Annotated in this window: 15 protein-coding genes and 1 other RNA gene; 7 read left to right on the top strand and 9 right to left on the bottom strand. The window is 44.2% G+C overall.

From position 1 onward, the window contains the following. Positions 1-116: 116 nt before the first annotated feature. Complete coding sequence (gene tpx, locus ACUC6J_RS08760; protein WP_447250077.1) at positions 117-635, top strand: thiol peroxidase; 519 nt, start codon at positions 117-119, stop codon at positions 633-635. Between the two features lie 92 nt (positions 636-727). Here the strand turns inward: tpx and ACUC6J_RS08755 are convergent, their stop codons facing one another. The 4 genes from ACUC6J_RS08755 to ACUC6J_RS08740 all read right to left on the bottom strand — a co-directional run bounded on the left by ACUC6J_RS08755 (position 728) and on the right by ACUC6J_RS08740 (position 4,145). After that, positions 728-1,120, bottom strand: a complete 393-nt coding sequence (locus ACUC6J_RS08755) for a DUF1499 domain-containing protein (RefSeq protein ID WP_126665742.1) — start codon at positions 1,118-1,120, stop codon at positions 728-730. Between the two features lie 215 nt (positions 1,121-1,335). Beyond that, a non-coding RNA gene (gene ssrS, locus ACUC6J_RS08750) (6S RNA) lies at positions 1,336-1,530 on the bottom strand. A 58-nt stretch (positions 1,531-1,588) separates the two neighbouring features. Beyond that, positions 1,589-2,350 (bottom strand): YesL family protein, encoded by a 762-nt coding sequence (locus ACUC6J_RS08745; protein ID WP_016819729.1) that lies wholly within the window; start codon positions 2,348-2,350, stop codon positions 1,589-1,591. A gap of 217 nt (positions 2,351-2,567) precedes the next feature. Continuing rightward, entirely contained in the window at positions 2,568-4,145 is a 1,578-nt protein-coding gene (locus ACUC6J_RS08740; RefSeq protein WP_013370492.1) for a DEAD/DEAH box helicase, read from the bottom strand. Positions 4,146-4,471: 326 nt separating this feature from the next. Between ACUC6J_RS08740 and ACUC6J_RS08735 the strand changes: the two genes are divergently transcribed. The 4 genes from ACUC6J_RS08735 (at position 4,472) to ACUC6J_RS08720 (ending at position 8,613) form a co-directional block, all read left to right on the top strand. Then, complete coding sequence (locus tag ACUC6J_RS08735) at positions 4,472-5,293, top strand: YitT family protein (protein ID WP_016819728.1); 822 nt, start codon at positions 4,472-4,474, stop codon at positions 5,291-5,293. A 172-nt stretch (positions 5,294-5,465) separates the two neighbouring features. After that, a complete protein-coding gene (locus tag ACUC6J_RS08730) occupies positions 5,466-5,654 on the top strand; it encodes a hypothetical protein (protein WP_014599634.1) in 189 nt (62 codons plus the stop codon). 217 nt (positions 5,655-5,871) lie between these two features. After that, the gene (locus ACUC6J_RS08725) at positions 5,872-7,050 is read left to right on the top strand and encodes a putative glycoside hydrolase (protein ID WP_447250076.1); all 1,179 of its coding nucleotides are present in this window, start codon (positions 5,872-5,874) and stop codon (positions 7,048-7,050) included. Between the two features lie 192 nt (positions 7,051-7,242). Continuing rightward, positions 7,243-8,613 carry an MATE family efflux transporter gene (locus ACUC6J_RS08720; RefSeq protein ID WP_447250075.1) on the top strand — a complete coding sequence of 457 codons (1,371 nt, stop codon included), beginning with the start codon at positions 7,243-7,245 and terminating at the stop codon, positions 8,611-8,613. Here ACUC6J_RS08720 and ACUC6J_RS08715 read toward each other — a convergent pair. The 5 genes from ACUC6J_RS08715 to ACUC6J_RS08695 form a co-directional block, all read right to left on the bottom strand. After that, entirely contained in the window at positions 8,610-8,819 is a 210-nt protein-coding gene (locus tag ACUC6J_RS08715) for a DUF3906 family protein (RefSeq protein ID WP_290409107.1), read from the bottom strand. The two genes, ACUC6J_RS08720 and ACUC6J_RS08715, sit on opposite strands and share 4 nt — an antisense overlap. 117 nt (positions 8,820-8,936) lie before the next feature. Next, the gene (gene pfkA / locus ACUC6J_RS08710; protein ID WP_016819724.1) at positions 8,937-9,908 is read right to left on the bottom strand and encodes a 6-phosphofructokinase; all 972 of its coding nucleotides are present in this window, start codon (positions 9,906-9,908) and stop codon (positions 8,937-8,939) included. Between the two features lie 23 nt (positions 9,909-9,931). After that, positions 9,932-11,011, bottom strand: coding sequence for a tetraprenyl-beta-curcumene synthase family protein (locus ACUC6J_RS08705; RefSeq protein ID WP_016819723.1), 1,080 nt, complete (start codon positions 11,009-11,011; stop codon positions 9,932-9,934). Between the two features lie 237 nt (positions 11,012-11,248). Continuing rightward, positions 11,249-12,664: an MATE family efflux transporter gene (locus tag ACUC6J_RS08700; protein ID WP_019686905.1), complete on the bottom strand. Its 1,416-nt coding sequence runs from the start codon at positions 12,662-12,664 to the stop codon at positions 11,249-11,251. Positions 12,665-12,871: 207 nt separating this feature from the next. Continuing rightward, the gene (locus ACUC6J_RS08695) at positions 12,872-13,069 is read right to left on the bottom strand and encodes a cold shock domain-containing protein (RefSeq protein WP_016819721.1); all 198 of its coding nucleotides are present in this window, start codon (positions 13,067-13,069) and stop codon (positions 12,872-12,874) included. A gap of 173 nt (positions 13,070-13,242) precedes the next feature. On the opposite strand from ACUC6J_RS08695, the gene ACUC6J_RS08690 reads away from it, so the two are divergent. Together ACUC6J_RS08690 and ACUC6J_RS08685 are read left to right on the top strand one after the other, a co-directional pair. Beyond that, the gene (locus tag ACUC6J_RS08690; protein ID WP_014599632.1) at positions 13,243-13,476 is read left to right on the top strand and encodes a hypothetical protein; all 234 of its coding nucleotides are present in this window, start codon (positions 13,243-13,245) and stop codon (positions 13,474-13,476) included. A 7-nt stretch (positions 13,477-13,483) separates the two neighbouring features. Then, positions 13,484-13,672, top strand: a complete 189-nt coding sequence (locus tag ACUC6J_RS08685; RefSeq protein WP_016819720.1) for a hypothetical protein — start codon at positions 13,484-13,486, stop codon at positions 13,670-13,672. Positions 13,673-13,796: the final 124 nt, after the last annotated feature.

Here is a 13,796-nt window from a genome sequence, read left to right as displayed (position 1 = left end):
TCCTTCCTTCATGGGGTGTCTCCACCTTATTCAAATTGGACAATGTCTTTTATAAAAGATTATAATAGATTTCGGCAACGATAACCAATGCCAAAAACCAAAGGAGGCTATTACATATGGCACAAGAACGTACAGGAGTTGCTACTTTTAAAGGCAATCCTTTGACTCTCATAGGTCCTGAACTGAAAATTGGAGATCAGGCGCCTGATTTCAAATTACAGAAAGACTTATTGGAAGCAGCTACGCTTCAAGACTTTGCAGGCAAAGTCAAACTGATTAGCGTTGTCCCTTCTCTAGATACAGGCGTGTGTGACGCACAGACGCGACGTTTCAACCAGGAAGCAGACTCCCTGGGGGACCAAGTTGTGATACTAACGGTCAGCGTGGATTTGCCTTTCGCTCAAGCTCGTTGGTGCGGTGCGGCTGGTATTGATCGCGTATTGACACTGTCCGACTACAAAGATCATTCCTTTGGTGAAGCTTATGGTGTATTCATTAAGGAATTCCATTTGGATCATAGAGCTATTTTTGTCATTGACCAAAATGACAAAATCGCTTACGTAGAATACTTGAGCGAAATGGCCGAGCATCCTGACTATGACCAAGCGATCGCAGCCGTAAAAAAACTGGTCTAAATCAAGACCGAATATTAAAAAAGCGAGTGAAGGATTGCCTTCCTCGCTTTTTTTGATGTTTGTCTACCACATCACTGCTTCACAAGCTGCTATTACTGTACGACCTTATGAGCGGACAACTTCTTGTCGATCATAGCGAACAGTTGCAAAATTATGCGGTAATTCGCACCCAAGTCCCCTAACGATCCGCGTGAAGCAGAATAAATATCCACCGCACTTCGAACTGGCGAGACAGATAAAATCGAAACGGTAATGTCGACGGTTCTGCCGAACGCCGTTCGCTTCTCCAACGTAATCTCACCTACGGATGCTACCTCATGGAGTACCTTGTAGCCAGGAATCTTTTTCAAGATAGATGATACTTCTTCCCAAGCCTTGTCTCTCGATAAGTTATAATAGCGTGTCTTCATTTGGGGGTCCTTGACCCGGTCGCTTGTACCTTCTTGGCTGCGCACAATCCCTACCAGAGTCCTCTTCAACGACAAGACATTTCCTCCTTCACGATAATCGCTACCTATCATACGACACATCGGCTTCCTCTGCTGCAAGCGCTTTATAAAACACGATAAACAACCGAAATTGAGTCCGATCATGCCTGTGGTATGCGACCTTAGTACCTCATGTCTTAGTTTAACATTGTTGCATACAAAAAACACCCTGTTTCTGCATAAGCAGTATCAGAGTGTGTTCATTACATTATGGAGTACCCGCCGATGCCGTCCGACCATAGCGTCTTCTGAACCTGCTTTAGCAGGTGGGTGACCGCAGAATAAACTTTTGAAGTCCCCTTGTCAGCAATTGACAGGGCTTTTCAGCTATTCATTCGTATAGATCTCCCTAGACATTGTCATTGGTTCAAAACAACAAATGACCGTAACGTGCATCGCAGGATGTGACCTTATTATAGCGCTTCTCACTCAGAAAGTAAATGCTAGGAGAAATATGTTTTATTTTTAGAGGTTATCACTTTTCTTGTCTTCAATGGTTGCCTTTTCTTCGTCTTTCTGTTTCATTTTCTCCATTTGATCCTGCATTTTGAGGAAGGTTCCGTAAAAATTAAAAAAAGCGAACCAGGCAACTACACTGCCGATGAAGAATAAGAAAAGCACGGGATATTTAACTCCAATGTATATAACAACGGCGCTGCCGAGCATGGTGGAAAATACACGGAATGGTCGAATCAGCGTCAATAAAACCGCATTTTTAATAATTTGTCCGGTAGACATATGATAATGAGCTACCATCGAAAAGAAGTTAAACATAGACACAAGCAAAATAATGATGAGGATCAGCATGATAACGCCCACGATTTGCAAGTTGCTGAGCTGTGTCATATATACAGTGTAATCCACATACATGACGACAAACAGTAACGTGTAAAAGATACCCCCAATCAGACTCTGCTTATAGTTCTCTTTATATCCTTTAAAGAAGGTACGAAACACGCCTGTATCGGTATCGCCCATCACCCATTTGCGAACCACTGAGAACAAAGCCGATGTTGCTGGAAATAAAGTAAGCGGTGCCAAAATAGCCATCGCCCAGTTCATTTGTAACGATTCATTCGCCAAATTCTGATTCATAACCAGTAATTTCAGTATGAGGCAGAATACAAAAGGCGATGAACATAACACCCACAACAAATTGCTAGCCGCCAGCCGGGTAATCCACTCGGTTAGGCGGTAAATCCCCCCCATAGCTCCTTTAAATTCCAATGTTAGTCTCTCCCTCCGCAAGCCTTGGCAGTTCCAAGACTTATGTTGCTATGCCTGTTAATTCCGGCTCTTGACTATATCATACCGTATTTCATCCCTAAAGCGCTAGTGAAATCCATACGTGGTCCATTAAAGTAAATCCCATAAAATTCATACTTACCGATCAAAAAAAGTCGAAGCTAGCATTAGCTTCGACTTTTTAATCATTTATTTCTTATTATTCAGAAGAGGAATCTTCACGTCTTGCAGGACGGCGAGTTTCGCCATTGCTGCTTGGGCGTGGTTTGCGATCTCCACTATAGCGGCTTCCGGAATCACGGTTGTAGCCACCGCCTTCTTTGCCACGGTTGTAACCGCCGTATCCACCTTTACTGCCGCTACCGCCACGGTTGGAATTGTAGCCACCGTTGCTGCGTCCACTATAGTTGGAAGGCTTGCGTCCGCCAGAACGCACGTCTGGTTTACGACGTTTTGCACGGATCGGATCTTCCGGAGTCAGCTCAATAGATGCCTCTCTCTTCTCACCAGTCATCAGCTTCAGAGCAGCAGAGAGTAGTTGTACAGAATCATATTGCTCCAGCATTTGAATAGCCAAACCTTTGTACTCATTCAGCTCGCCTTTTTCTACAACCTCTAGAAGGCGTTCTGCGATGATACGTTGTTTGCCTTCCAGAGCTTCTGCCAACGTTGGAAGAGGCTTACGTGGAATGCGGTGACGGGTTACACGCTCAATGAAATGCAAATGGTCAATTTCACGAGGCGTTACGAATGACCAAGCTTCCCCTTCTTTACCTGCACGTCCCGTACGTCCGATACGGTGAACATAGCTCTCTGGATCTTGCGGAAGGTCAAAGTTCACAACGTGAGTTACGCCAGAAACGTCCAAACCACGGGCAGCAACGTCAGTCGCTACGAGTACGTCAATACTTCCGTCACGGAATTTACGCATAACAGCATCACGCTGGTTTTGAGACAAGTCACCATGCAAACCGTCTGCGGAATAACCACGTTTTTGCAGAGCTTCAGCCAGCTCGTCTACCCGGCGCTTAGTGCGACCGAATACGATAGCAAGTTCTGGGGATTCCATGTCGATCAAACGGCTTAATGCTTCGAATTTTTGACGCTCAGGAACTTCAATATAGGCCTGATCAATCAGCGGAGCACTAACTTGTTTAGGAATAACGGATACATGCTCAGGATCTTTAAGGAATTGCTCAGCCAATCTTTTAATGTTAGGAGGCATTGTAGCCGAGAACAGCATCGTTTGACGCTCGTCTGGAACCTGCTTCAGAATGGACTGAATATCTTCCATGAAGCCCATGTCCAGCATTTCATCTGCTTCATCCAAAACAACGGTGTTTACGTCTTCTAGCTTAATGGTTTTACGATTAATATGATCAAGCAAACGTCCTGGTGTACCGATAATAATTTGAGGTTTCTTTTTCAAAGCGCGAATCTGGCGTACGATATCTTGTCCACCATAGATCGGCAAAGTGCGAAGACCTTTGAAGCGGGAGAGTTTTTCGATTTCTTCAGCCACTTGAATAGCAAGCTCACGTGTTGGAGCCATAATCAGGGCTCTGATTTTTTCATCGTTCTTAGAAATTTTATTGATCATCGGAATACCAAACGCAGCAGTTTTACCAGTACCTGTTTGGGCTTGACCAATCATGTCTTTCCCTTGCAATGCAATCGGGATGGATTTGGATTGAATAGGTGTTGCTTCTTCAAACCCCAGCTCCGTAATCGCCTGAATTACCTTCGGTTCAAGATCAAATTCTGCAAATGTCGTCAAATTTATTCAAACTCCTTCATAATGGTGGATGTGGTGGACAATCCACAATGTTGTCTGTATTCTTAAGTAGCGATATTATTGTATAAGTTTTCCCCAATACAGTGACAGTTTATTTAACTCTATAACTGCATCTTTCTGTAATGAATTCGGGGAACCCTATCCGATACATCTTAAACGAATTTATCCTTTTTAAAACAGTTTAAATTTTAAGTGTTTCTCTGGACATAGGTCCCTACTCAAGAATATCCACATCGCATTATAGCACAGAACAATTCATGAATACCAGTAAGTTGCTTTCTGTATAATTAAAATGAGGTGAAAAAAAGTTGTTAAAAATAGTGTTAAACTGCTTAACTGTTATTCTTGGAGCCGCTGCCATAGCATGCGGTTTTAATCTGTTTCTCGTCCCACATCACTTACTGAGCGGGGGAGTAGCCGGACTTTCCATGCTAATTGGCTATTTCACAAAATTCGATATCAGCACCATGTATTTTATCATCAATATCCCGATGCTTATTGCAGGCTGGTTTATTTTAGGCAAGCGTTTTATTAGTCTGAGCATTCTATCGGTTATCGTTACCACGTGGATTTTGGCCTGGGTACCCGTACAATCTGTTGTGTCTGATCCCCTGCTGGCCTCTGTCTTTGGTGGGGTAATGGTCGGCGTTGGGGCGGGTATTTCCTTTCGGGTAGGAGGGTCTACGGGCGGTTTTGACATTATCGGCTCCATCGTTACCACATATCGTGACTTCCCCGTCGGAACTGTACTTGTGGGCATGAATGGACTGGTCATTCTCGCAGCAGGATATTTGAACGATGATTGGAATATTGCACTGGCTTCTATGTTATCCATTTTTGTGACTGGTAAAGTGTTGGATCAAATCTATGTAAGCCATACGAAGATCACCGTCTACATCATTACAGAGCACACTGACCAGCTACTCAGCCGAATGTTGACCACGCCACGAGGTGTCAGCAAAATAAAAATTGAAGGTGCATTTTCACATACCGAAAAGGACATGCTGATGACTGTTACGACACGCTACGAGCTTGTTGAATTAAAACGCATCATTAAGGAAGTAGACCCTTCTGCTTTTGTCAATATTGTGGAAACGGTTGGAGTAATGGGTTCATTCCGCCGAAGATAAGCACAAACCCAAGTGTCAAAATACTGTTTTTGTGGTACACTGTATGTGCGCTGTTCCCATAGTATATAAAGACCAGCTTTACCTGCTATTTCACAGGCACTTTGCTTTTCCGAATCGTATTGAATGATTCTTTTGGAATGATTCCGAGCAGGAAAGGGTGATTTTTGTGGAAATGGAAACGGTAAAACTGTCCGACATTGTCTTAAGATGGTACCCGGAAATGCTCCCTTCTCTCAAAAAGAATGAGCTAAACTCGATGATTGTGCTTCGAGACGGGTTGTCCATACTCAAGCCAACGGATGCGCTTGAAATTATTCAGTACAGTATTTGTGAGCACCAAGACAATAACTATCTTCAATAAATTTTTTTGCCAAGTGCCGCTTCTTCCGGTTGCATCCACAACCGTGAAGAGAGCGGCATTATTTATGCCTATTTACGGATTCATCGAGCGATAGTTAGGTTAATCATGTAAGACTATGCCTGATGATACCAGTATTGGTTACAAGCGTGTTGTTTTTTCGATCCATAACTTTACGTATAATCAGGTAAGCGCCATACATAAGGGAGAGAGTTAGGAAATGAATATGATTTGGGCAATTATGCTATTGGCAATGGGAATAGGCGGAAACGGGGGCCAGTCAGCCAACGCTCCAAATGTAAAAGATACGGTGGCAACGACAATCAGCAGTGCCATGATCCAGGCACAACACAGTAATACAAAGGTAGATGCCTCCAATCCGCCGGTTAAAATTGACCCACAGCCGACCACTACAGCTATTAAAGGTATCTATGTCACAGCCTATAGCGCAGGCGGTTCACGTATGACTCAGCTACTCGAATTACTGGACAAGACAGAGCTCAATTCCATGGTTATCGATATTAAGGACGATGCAGGTTACATCACTTATCCAACGACCAACCCCGAGCTTCTGAAATTGGGCAAGCCGCAAAAATTTATTAAAGATATTTCCGGTTTGATGGACCGTTTGAAAAAACATAATGTCTATCCGATTGCTCGTATTGTTGTATTTAAGGATACGGTATTGGCCAACAAAAATCCTGAGATGTCCTTCCGCAATGCTGACGGCTCTGTTTGGAAAAACGGCAAGGGAGATGGGTTCGTCAATCCCTATAATAAAGAAGTATGGGATTATAATATCGCCATTGCCAAGGAAGCAGCAAAACTCGGTTTTAAGGAAATCCAATTTGACTATGTACGTTTCCCTGAAGGTTTTGAAAAAAGAGCAGACAAACTAAAATATACCAAATCCGATCAATCCCGCTCGGATACGGTCGCTGAATTCGTACAATATGCCCGTAAAGAGCTTGCTCCACTAGGTGTGAGGGTATCGGTAGATATTTTCGGATATGCCGCATCCGTTCCTGCTGCCGAGGGTATCGGACAGGATTTCACTAAAATTTCTGAAAATGTGGATGTCATTTCACCGATGGTTTATCCAAGTCACTATACAACAGGCTGGTTTGGTGTAAAGGACCCAGATAAAAACCCCTACCAGACGATCAAAGGCTCCATGACCGATACACACAAAAAACTCGATCCTACAGGCAAGCTAAAGCCAATTATTCGTCCGTGGATTCAGGATTTTACCGCAAGTTGGTTAGGAAGCGGACATTATGCCAAATATGGGAAAACACAAGTCGAGGACCAAATTCGCGCGCTTAAGGACATGAAGGTGGACGAATATTTACTCTGGAATGCCACTAACCGCTATACAAGCGGAGTAACCTACAAATAACTATCCTTCTGACTCCTCTTTTTTATACGAATTTTAGAACTTATATCTTTATTATCGAAGACTGCCCCGTTGTTTGACGAACGGATGCAGTCTTTTTTATGGCTGTTCAATTGTTGCAGTATCCCTTACAATAAAATTTACATGTTATGATATGTACAAATAATCAAACCCTAGTAAATGAGGATAACAAAAATGCAATTGACTCTAACCATGGGACAGAAATGGAAGCAGCTTTTTTACATTTTGCTCCCTATTCTGATTACCCAGCTTGCACTATCTGCCATGACTTTTTTCGACACTAATATGTCGGGACACTTTTCCCCTGCCGATCTAGCTGGAGTAGCTATCGGAGTAAGCCTATGGGTCCCTGTACAAACAGGCCTTAATGGCATACTTATGGCTATTACCCCCATTGTATCCCAATTGGTGGGTGCACAACGCAAAGATAAAGTCTCCTACTATGTCATTCAGGCTCTTTGGCTGTCTCTCGTCCTATCCATCGTCGTTTTAATTGCTGGCATCATTTTGGTAAAGCCTATATTAAACGGTATGAATCTGGAATTGAGAGTTCATAATGTGGCTCTGTACTATCTTTGTGCGATGGCCTTTGGTGTTGTCCCTCTATTTGCCTACACTGTGCTCCGAAGCTTTATGGATGCATTAGGACAAACCCGTTTTACGATGTTAATCACGCTCATGTCATTGCCCATCAATGTTTTATTGAACTATCTACTTATTTATGGTAACTGGGGTTTTCCCCGTTTGGGGGGTGTAGGCTCCGGGGTAGCAACGGCTACCACCTACTGGATTATTATGCTGGTCGCTGGTATTACTGCGCACCGAGGAAAAATATTTGCCGAATACCGAATCTTTAGCAAAATATACGGGATTGCGGCCAGTGCTTTAAAAGAGCTTATCAAAATCGGGGTACCTATTGGATTTGCTATATTTTTTGAGACTGCCGTCTTTTCAGCTGTCACGCTCTTCATGAGCAGCTATAACACAGCTACCATAGCCGCTCATCAGGCAGCCATGAACTTTGCATCTACGCTGTATATGATTCCACTCAGTATTTGCATGGCACTTACGATTTTGGTCGGCTTTGAAACAGGAGCTTCCCGTTCACGAGATGCCAAAACGTATAGCGTAATGGGCATTAGCAGCGCAGTAGGCCTATCATTGATTACAGCTATTATACTGCTTATCTGGGGTGAACAGGTCGCTCGACTTTACTCTACCGACCTGCAGGTCATTCAATTGGCCCAGCACTTTTTAATCTATGCGATTTTCTTTCAGATCTCTGATGCTGTCGCTACACCAACACAAGGGGCGCTACGCGGGTATAAAGATGTCAATCCGGCCTTTTTACTCACATTCCTGTCCTATTGGGTGATTGGGCTTCCTGTAGGGTATATACTCGCACGCTGGACCACGTGGGGACCTTACGGCTACTGGATTGGCTTGATTACAGGTCTGGCCGTAGGCGCCATTTTACTTCTCTGGCGTTTGGTAAGAGTGCAACATCGTTTTGCCGAACAAAAACAACACGCAAAGGCTACTTAGTCTTTGCGTGTTTCGATTACATATGCTGCACCAGCAGTAATTCGTTTCTTCTCTACGATAGCCACTTCCTTTAGCTCGGGGGGATATAAAAAGTGTCTCTCCACATGTTGGTCCATTTCCTCAAAAGCCTGTTCCTCATTCTCAGCAGCAAGAATAACGGTCAGTGCTCCTTCCGAGCTGTCCACTTCCATTTTGAATAAATACATGCATGATTACCTCCTGACCCCTATTCAAAGCTAAAAAAATAGCGGATGACTCAGGTCATCCGCATAATTTTAATTTTCCCCATATCAGAGCCCATCTACTAAACGTAAAGGTTCTTATTATTGGGACAAACGCAGAGCCAACTCATAAAGCTCCATGTTGAAATCTTTTTTGGTGCTTACAACCTTGCCAATATCTGTAGCTACCAGCTTACCGTCGATCGTTCCGCAAGCTTTGTCAGATACACCCTCAATCAATTGACGAACAGCAAAGTCACCCAAACGGCTTGCCAGGTTGCGGTCAAACGCGGTTGGTGTACCTCCACGTTGAATGTGTCCAAGCACTGTAACACGAGGCTCATAATCCGGACAGTTTTCTTGGATTACTTTGGCTACTGTTTCGCCTTTGCCTACACCCTCAGCAACGATAATGATACTGTGGCGTTTGCCATGTTTGAAGTTTTGTTTCATCCGATCGGATACTTCATTCAGGTCAAATTCTACCTCAGGTACCAAGATCGTTTCTGCACCGGAAGCCAGACCCGCATGGAGAGCAATATCGCCACAATGGCGTCCCATAACTTCCACGATGGAAGAACGTTCATGGGAAGACATCGTATCACGCAGCTTGTTGATTGCGTCCACTACAATACTTACCGCCGTATCAAAACCAATGGTGTAGTCTGTGAAGGAAATATCATTGTCAATTGTTCCTGGAAGACACATGGTTTTAATGCCTTGCTTGGTCAGCTTGTTAGCCCCTTGATAAGAACCGTCGCCACCGATGACGACTACGCCGTCAATTCCACGATTACGCAAAATTTCAGCGCCACGCTTCTGACCTTCTTCAGTCGTAAATTCCAGACATCTTGCAGATTGAAGTACAGTACCCCCACGTTGGATAATATCTCCGACGCTTCTCAGGTCCATTGGAAAAATATCATCGTTCAAAAGGCCTTGATATCCACGTTGAATCCCGAATACTTCCAGTCCAAAATACAATCCGCTACGCACGACGGCGCGAACTGCCGCGTTCATCCCTTGTGAATCTCCACCACTTGTTAATACTGCAATTTTCTTAACTGCTGTCATGATTTATGACCTCCTCAAAATAATCATATAAGCCTTCTTATCCATCGACTGTTTAATAAGAAAAACAAACGCATGAGCGGACTATTTTTCATTAAACGTCTCGAAACAGCGCGAACATCCTGCTGCTCACTAACTTTAGGGTCGGATAAATATAAAGCCAGCAATCCCTCGATAATCATCCGGTGAAAGGAGCTGGCAGGGACATCTGCAATATCAGCCCGCGCCCGATTCACAACGTAGGCGATCCGGTCCAGCATCATGTCGGTATCTTCATAATAATTGCAAAAGTTAAGATCTCCGCCCTTCCGGTCTTCGTCTTGATCGATTAGATAATCCAGCAAAATATGAAGACTGCACACATGTGGAAAATACGATGCATGTATTGAGGCAGCCCCCGCATCTGTGAGATGCCGGTCGCTGGCAGCAAGAAACAGCATAAAGACCCCCAGGGTTGAGCCAGTAGCCGCAGCAAACTCGTTCCAGCGCAGCTCGGGTGTACGGTCTTTATGAATCGACCACCAGTCCAAAAGCGCTTGTTCCCGCAGCTCGGGTTTAATATGCTTGTATACTTGCAAATCCGTGTATAATCGCGCCAAATCCTGAACGTAAGGCATTGCCGCCTCATAGCCCGGAAGCCTGCTTACACAAGACTGACAGGTTGTCACCAGCCCGGTCAAATAACCGCCATCCTCCTGCTCACGACGCAACTCATAATAATTCACTGGCCTAGCCGTCGGATTAACCGCATCCAGCATCGACTGATGCAGCAACCTGAAATCATCCGGGTCCATCGACGTACTGCGATCACACAGGTTGTCCAGATAATCGCTAATCGTCTGGTACGCCACAATCAGTGGAATTAGCGTCTGACGGTCAGACATATTGGCTGCAGCATAAACCGCTCCCCCCACGCAGTGAAACGTCTTCTCTGCTATGCTCGCAAGCGCCTGACTTCTCAGCTCAGGGTCCGGAATTTGTTCGGCCTTGCTCTTCCAGTTACTCAATTCTTGTTTCGTTTCAGGGAGAATGTGCTTGTACATTCGGCTCATTAGACCTATGGGGCCTCTCGGTACTTGATAACGTCCTTGCTCAACATAACTCAAATGACGGTGCCTCCACATTGTTGTCTACGTAATTATACCTATCCAAACCATATTCATTATAATATGATCGACCTTTTAGCACAAATGAACAACCTCACTTTTTTCTTTACTATTCAAGAAAAATGAGCTCTTCTCACAAAAACGCTTTGTAGCCGTGCCACTGAATTAGCCAAAAATAACAGTCAAACTAGATCCACCCTTATAAAACTTTAATCGCAAATAGTAGAATTGTCCTATCTATCCCTTGTCCTCGGCCAGCTTCATGCCTTGGTTTCCCTCTCCCATGCTAGCCTGCTTCCATTTTCCGAAAACGTAATAGAAAATAACTGCTACGGCGGAGATCGTAAAACCAATAGGAAAGCTCCACCATACAGCATCCAGCCCATACTCATCGACAAATGCATAGGCCAAAGGTATACGAATGCCCCATAATGAAATAATGGTAATGAACAGCGGCACCATTACAGAGCCCGTAGATCGAACAACCCCTGTAATGACATTGGTAATACCGAATATAACAAAAGACCACAAGGTGATCAGATTAATCTGCATCCCCAGTTCCAATGCCCCTCCCGTAGAAGGAAGAAACATCAGTAAGGCTTGACGGTTAAATACGTAAATGAATATTACAGCCCCACCAGTCAATACAAAATTATACACAATCCCAATCCAGGTTGTCCTGCGCACTCGATCCCAGCGTCCGGCTCCGATATTTTGAGCGGCGAAGGAAGATACGGCTGCACCTAATGCCATGGCCGGCATCTGCACATAGCTGGACAAATTGTTAGCTGCTGTATAGGCTGCCGCTGCGACTGTCCCGTAGCCGTTGATCAGGTTCATTAAAGCAATCGCACTGGTGGAGACAGCAATCATCTGCAGTCCCATCGGGACTCCTTTACGAATAAGGGTCCAAATAATCTTCCAATCAAATTGAAGTAAGTGAAGCTCTGAAGATGTAATGCGCAGAAAGTATTTTACACGATATAGGTAAATGAGAATCAAAACAAAGCTGATCCCTTGAGCAATCAGGGTAGCTGTGGCGGAGCCTCCGATGCCCATAGCAGGGATCGGCCCCCATCCGAATATGAGTAGTGGGTTGAGTAAAACATCCAGTACGACGGAAACGAGCAGAAAATAAAATGGTGTTTTGGAATCTCCAGCCCCTCTCATTACGGTCATGATGTAGTTATATCCGTACAAAAAGGGCATACCCGCGAAAATAATGCGCGTATAGGTGATCGCCATATCGACTGATTCGGCAGGCGTATTGAGCACATGAAGAATCCAAGGTGAGCCCAAAAACCCAATAATACCTATAGCAAAAGCAAGCACCAGGAAAAAGACAGCGCTTGTACCTACTACACGCTTCGTTTCTGCTATGTCACCCGCTCCGATATGTTGTCCAATCAGAATAGTGGCCGCCATGGTGACTCCAAAAATCGAGCTGATCAGAAAGAACATTATAATATTTCCATTCGAAGCGGCAGTCAATGCGGCTTCTCCCAGAAACTTCCCAACCCAGATTGAATTAATCGTTCCATTCAAGGATTGCAAAATGTTTCCGAACAGCATCGGCAAAGAGAACATAAACAGTGTTTTGGCAATAGGGCCTTCAATCAGGGAAGGATTACGATTAGCCTCTGCTGCACTCATTTTCTCAGCTCCCTCAACTTAAGATAACTCACGCTTAGTTTTATTACGTATAATACCCTATTCCAGCCCAACCTTCTCATATCATAAACGTTTTACGCAAAAAAGCGCAGTTCCTTAAATGTAAGGAACTGCGCTCTCAATTCATCGTTTAACCGTAATATATAAGACATCCGTAAAAACGGAACATTTCTTACAATTCAGTTACACTTACAGTTTGATTACGTTAGCTGCTTGTGGTCCACGGTTGCCTTCAGTAATTTCGAATTCAACATCTTGACCTTCTTCCAAAGTTTTAAAACCGTCGCCTTGGATTGCGGAGAAATGTACAAATACATCCTCGCCACCATCCACTTGGATGAAGCCATAACCTTTTTCTGCGTTAAACCATTTAACTGTACCTTTCAAGTGAACAACCTCCTAAAAATACCGCCATCTATGGCGAATATCCATATTATACTTCATGCTTTTTCACATTGCAATTGGTGTTTTTCCGGGTTTTACGGTCTGGAATGATTTGCTTTTGCGGCAGAAACTGCGGTATCATGAACCAAAACATCTATAAAATCGGAGACATGCATATGATGAAAAAACACGAAATATACAAAAAAGACAAGTGGAATATGATGACTGTCGAGGTGCAGGGCCGTTACATCGTTCTGCGGGAAATATCTGATGATTGGGGCGAGGAAGCTCACACGTTTTTGAGCCGTCCGGCGCTGATGCATTGGGCTGAAAATCGTTTCCCCAAGCAGTCCTTTCAAGATAATGAGGAAGAGTGGCAGCGGATCATGAACGCTTTCAAACAGGTGTAGCCTATTCATGGTGTCCAACAGCTATCTCATCTTCATTATTCTGGCCTTCACGCTGGGCGGAGTGCTGATCATGAAGCGTGAAACGATACCGACTCCTCTCAAAAAGTGGATGGCCCTCACTGCCGTAATCATGATTTGCCTTGCCTTTTATCTTATTGTATACAGCTTATTAAATATAGGTTCCAACCCACAGTAAGGAAAATTATACTTTCAGGGGCAAAAGGTCATACTATGGCATAACAAGCCATGGTATAAGGAGGATATGCCGTTACATGCATCCTGTAAAACCTCTTGCCCTGCTGCTTACGGTAAGCGTGGCG

The organism is Paenibacillus sp. JJ1683 (genome assembly GCF_053006485.1).
The sequence above is the reverse complement of the archived record's forward strand: the minus strand, read 5'-3'. Positions and strand labels throughout refer to the sequence as shown.

Bases quoted from the DNA above. Each gene is read 5' to 3' on its own strand.
- ACUC6J_RS08690 (WP_014599632.1), top strand. From the start codon at position 13,243: ATGATGAAAAAACACGAAATATACAAAAAAGACAAGTGGAATATGATG.
- ACUC6J_RS08720 (WP_447250075.1), top strand. From the start codon at position 7,243: ATGCAATTGACTCTAACCATGGGACAGAAATGGAAGCAGCTTTTTTAC.
- pfkA (WP_016819724.1), bottom strand. From the start codon at position 9,908: ATGACAGCAGTTAAGAAAATTGCAGTATTAACAAGTGGTGGAGATTCA.
- ACUC6J_RS08725 (WP_447250076.1), top strand. From the start codon at position 5,872: ATGAATATGATTTGGGCAATTATGCTATTGGCAATGGGAATAGGCGGA.
- ACUC6J_RS08700 (WP_019686905.1), bottom strand. From the start codon at position 12,664: ATGAGTGCAGCAGAGGCTAATCGTAATCCTTCCCTGATTGAAGGCCCT.
- tpx (WP_447250077.1), top strand. From the start codon at position 117: ATGGCACAAGAACGTACAGGAGTTGCTACTTTTAAAGGCAATCCTTTG.
- ACUC6J_RS08715 (WP_290409107.1), bottom strand. From the start codon at position 8,819: ATGTATTTATTCAAAATGGAAGTGGACAGCTCGGAAGGAGCACTGACC.
- ACUC6J_RS08685 (WP_016819720.1), top strand. From the start codon at position 13,484: ATGGTGTCCAACAGCTATCTCATCTTCATTATTCTGGCCTTCACGCTG.
- ACUC6J_RS08730 (WP_014599634.1), top strand. From the start codon at position 5,466: ATGGAAACGGTAAAACTGTCCGACATTGTCTTAAGATGGTACCCGGAA.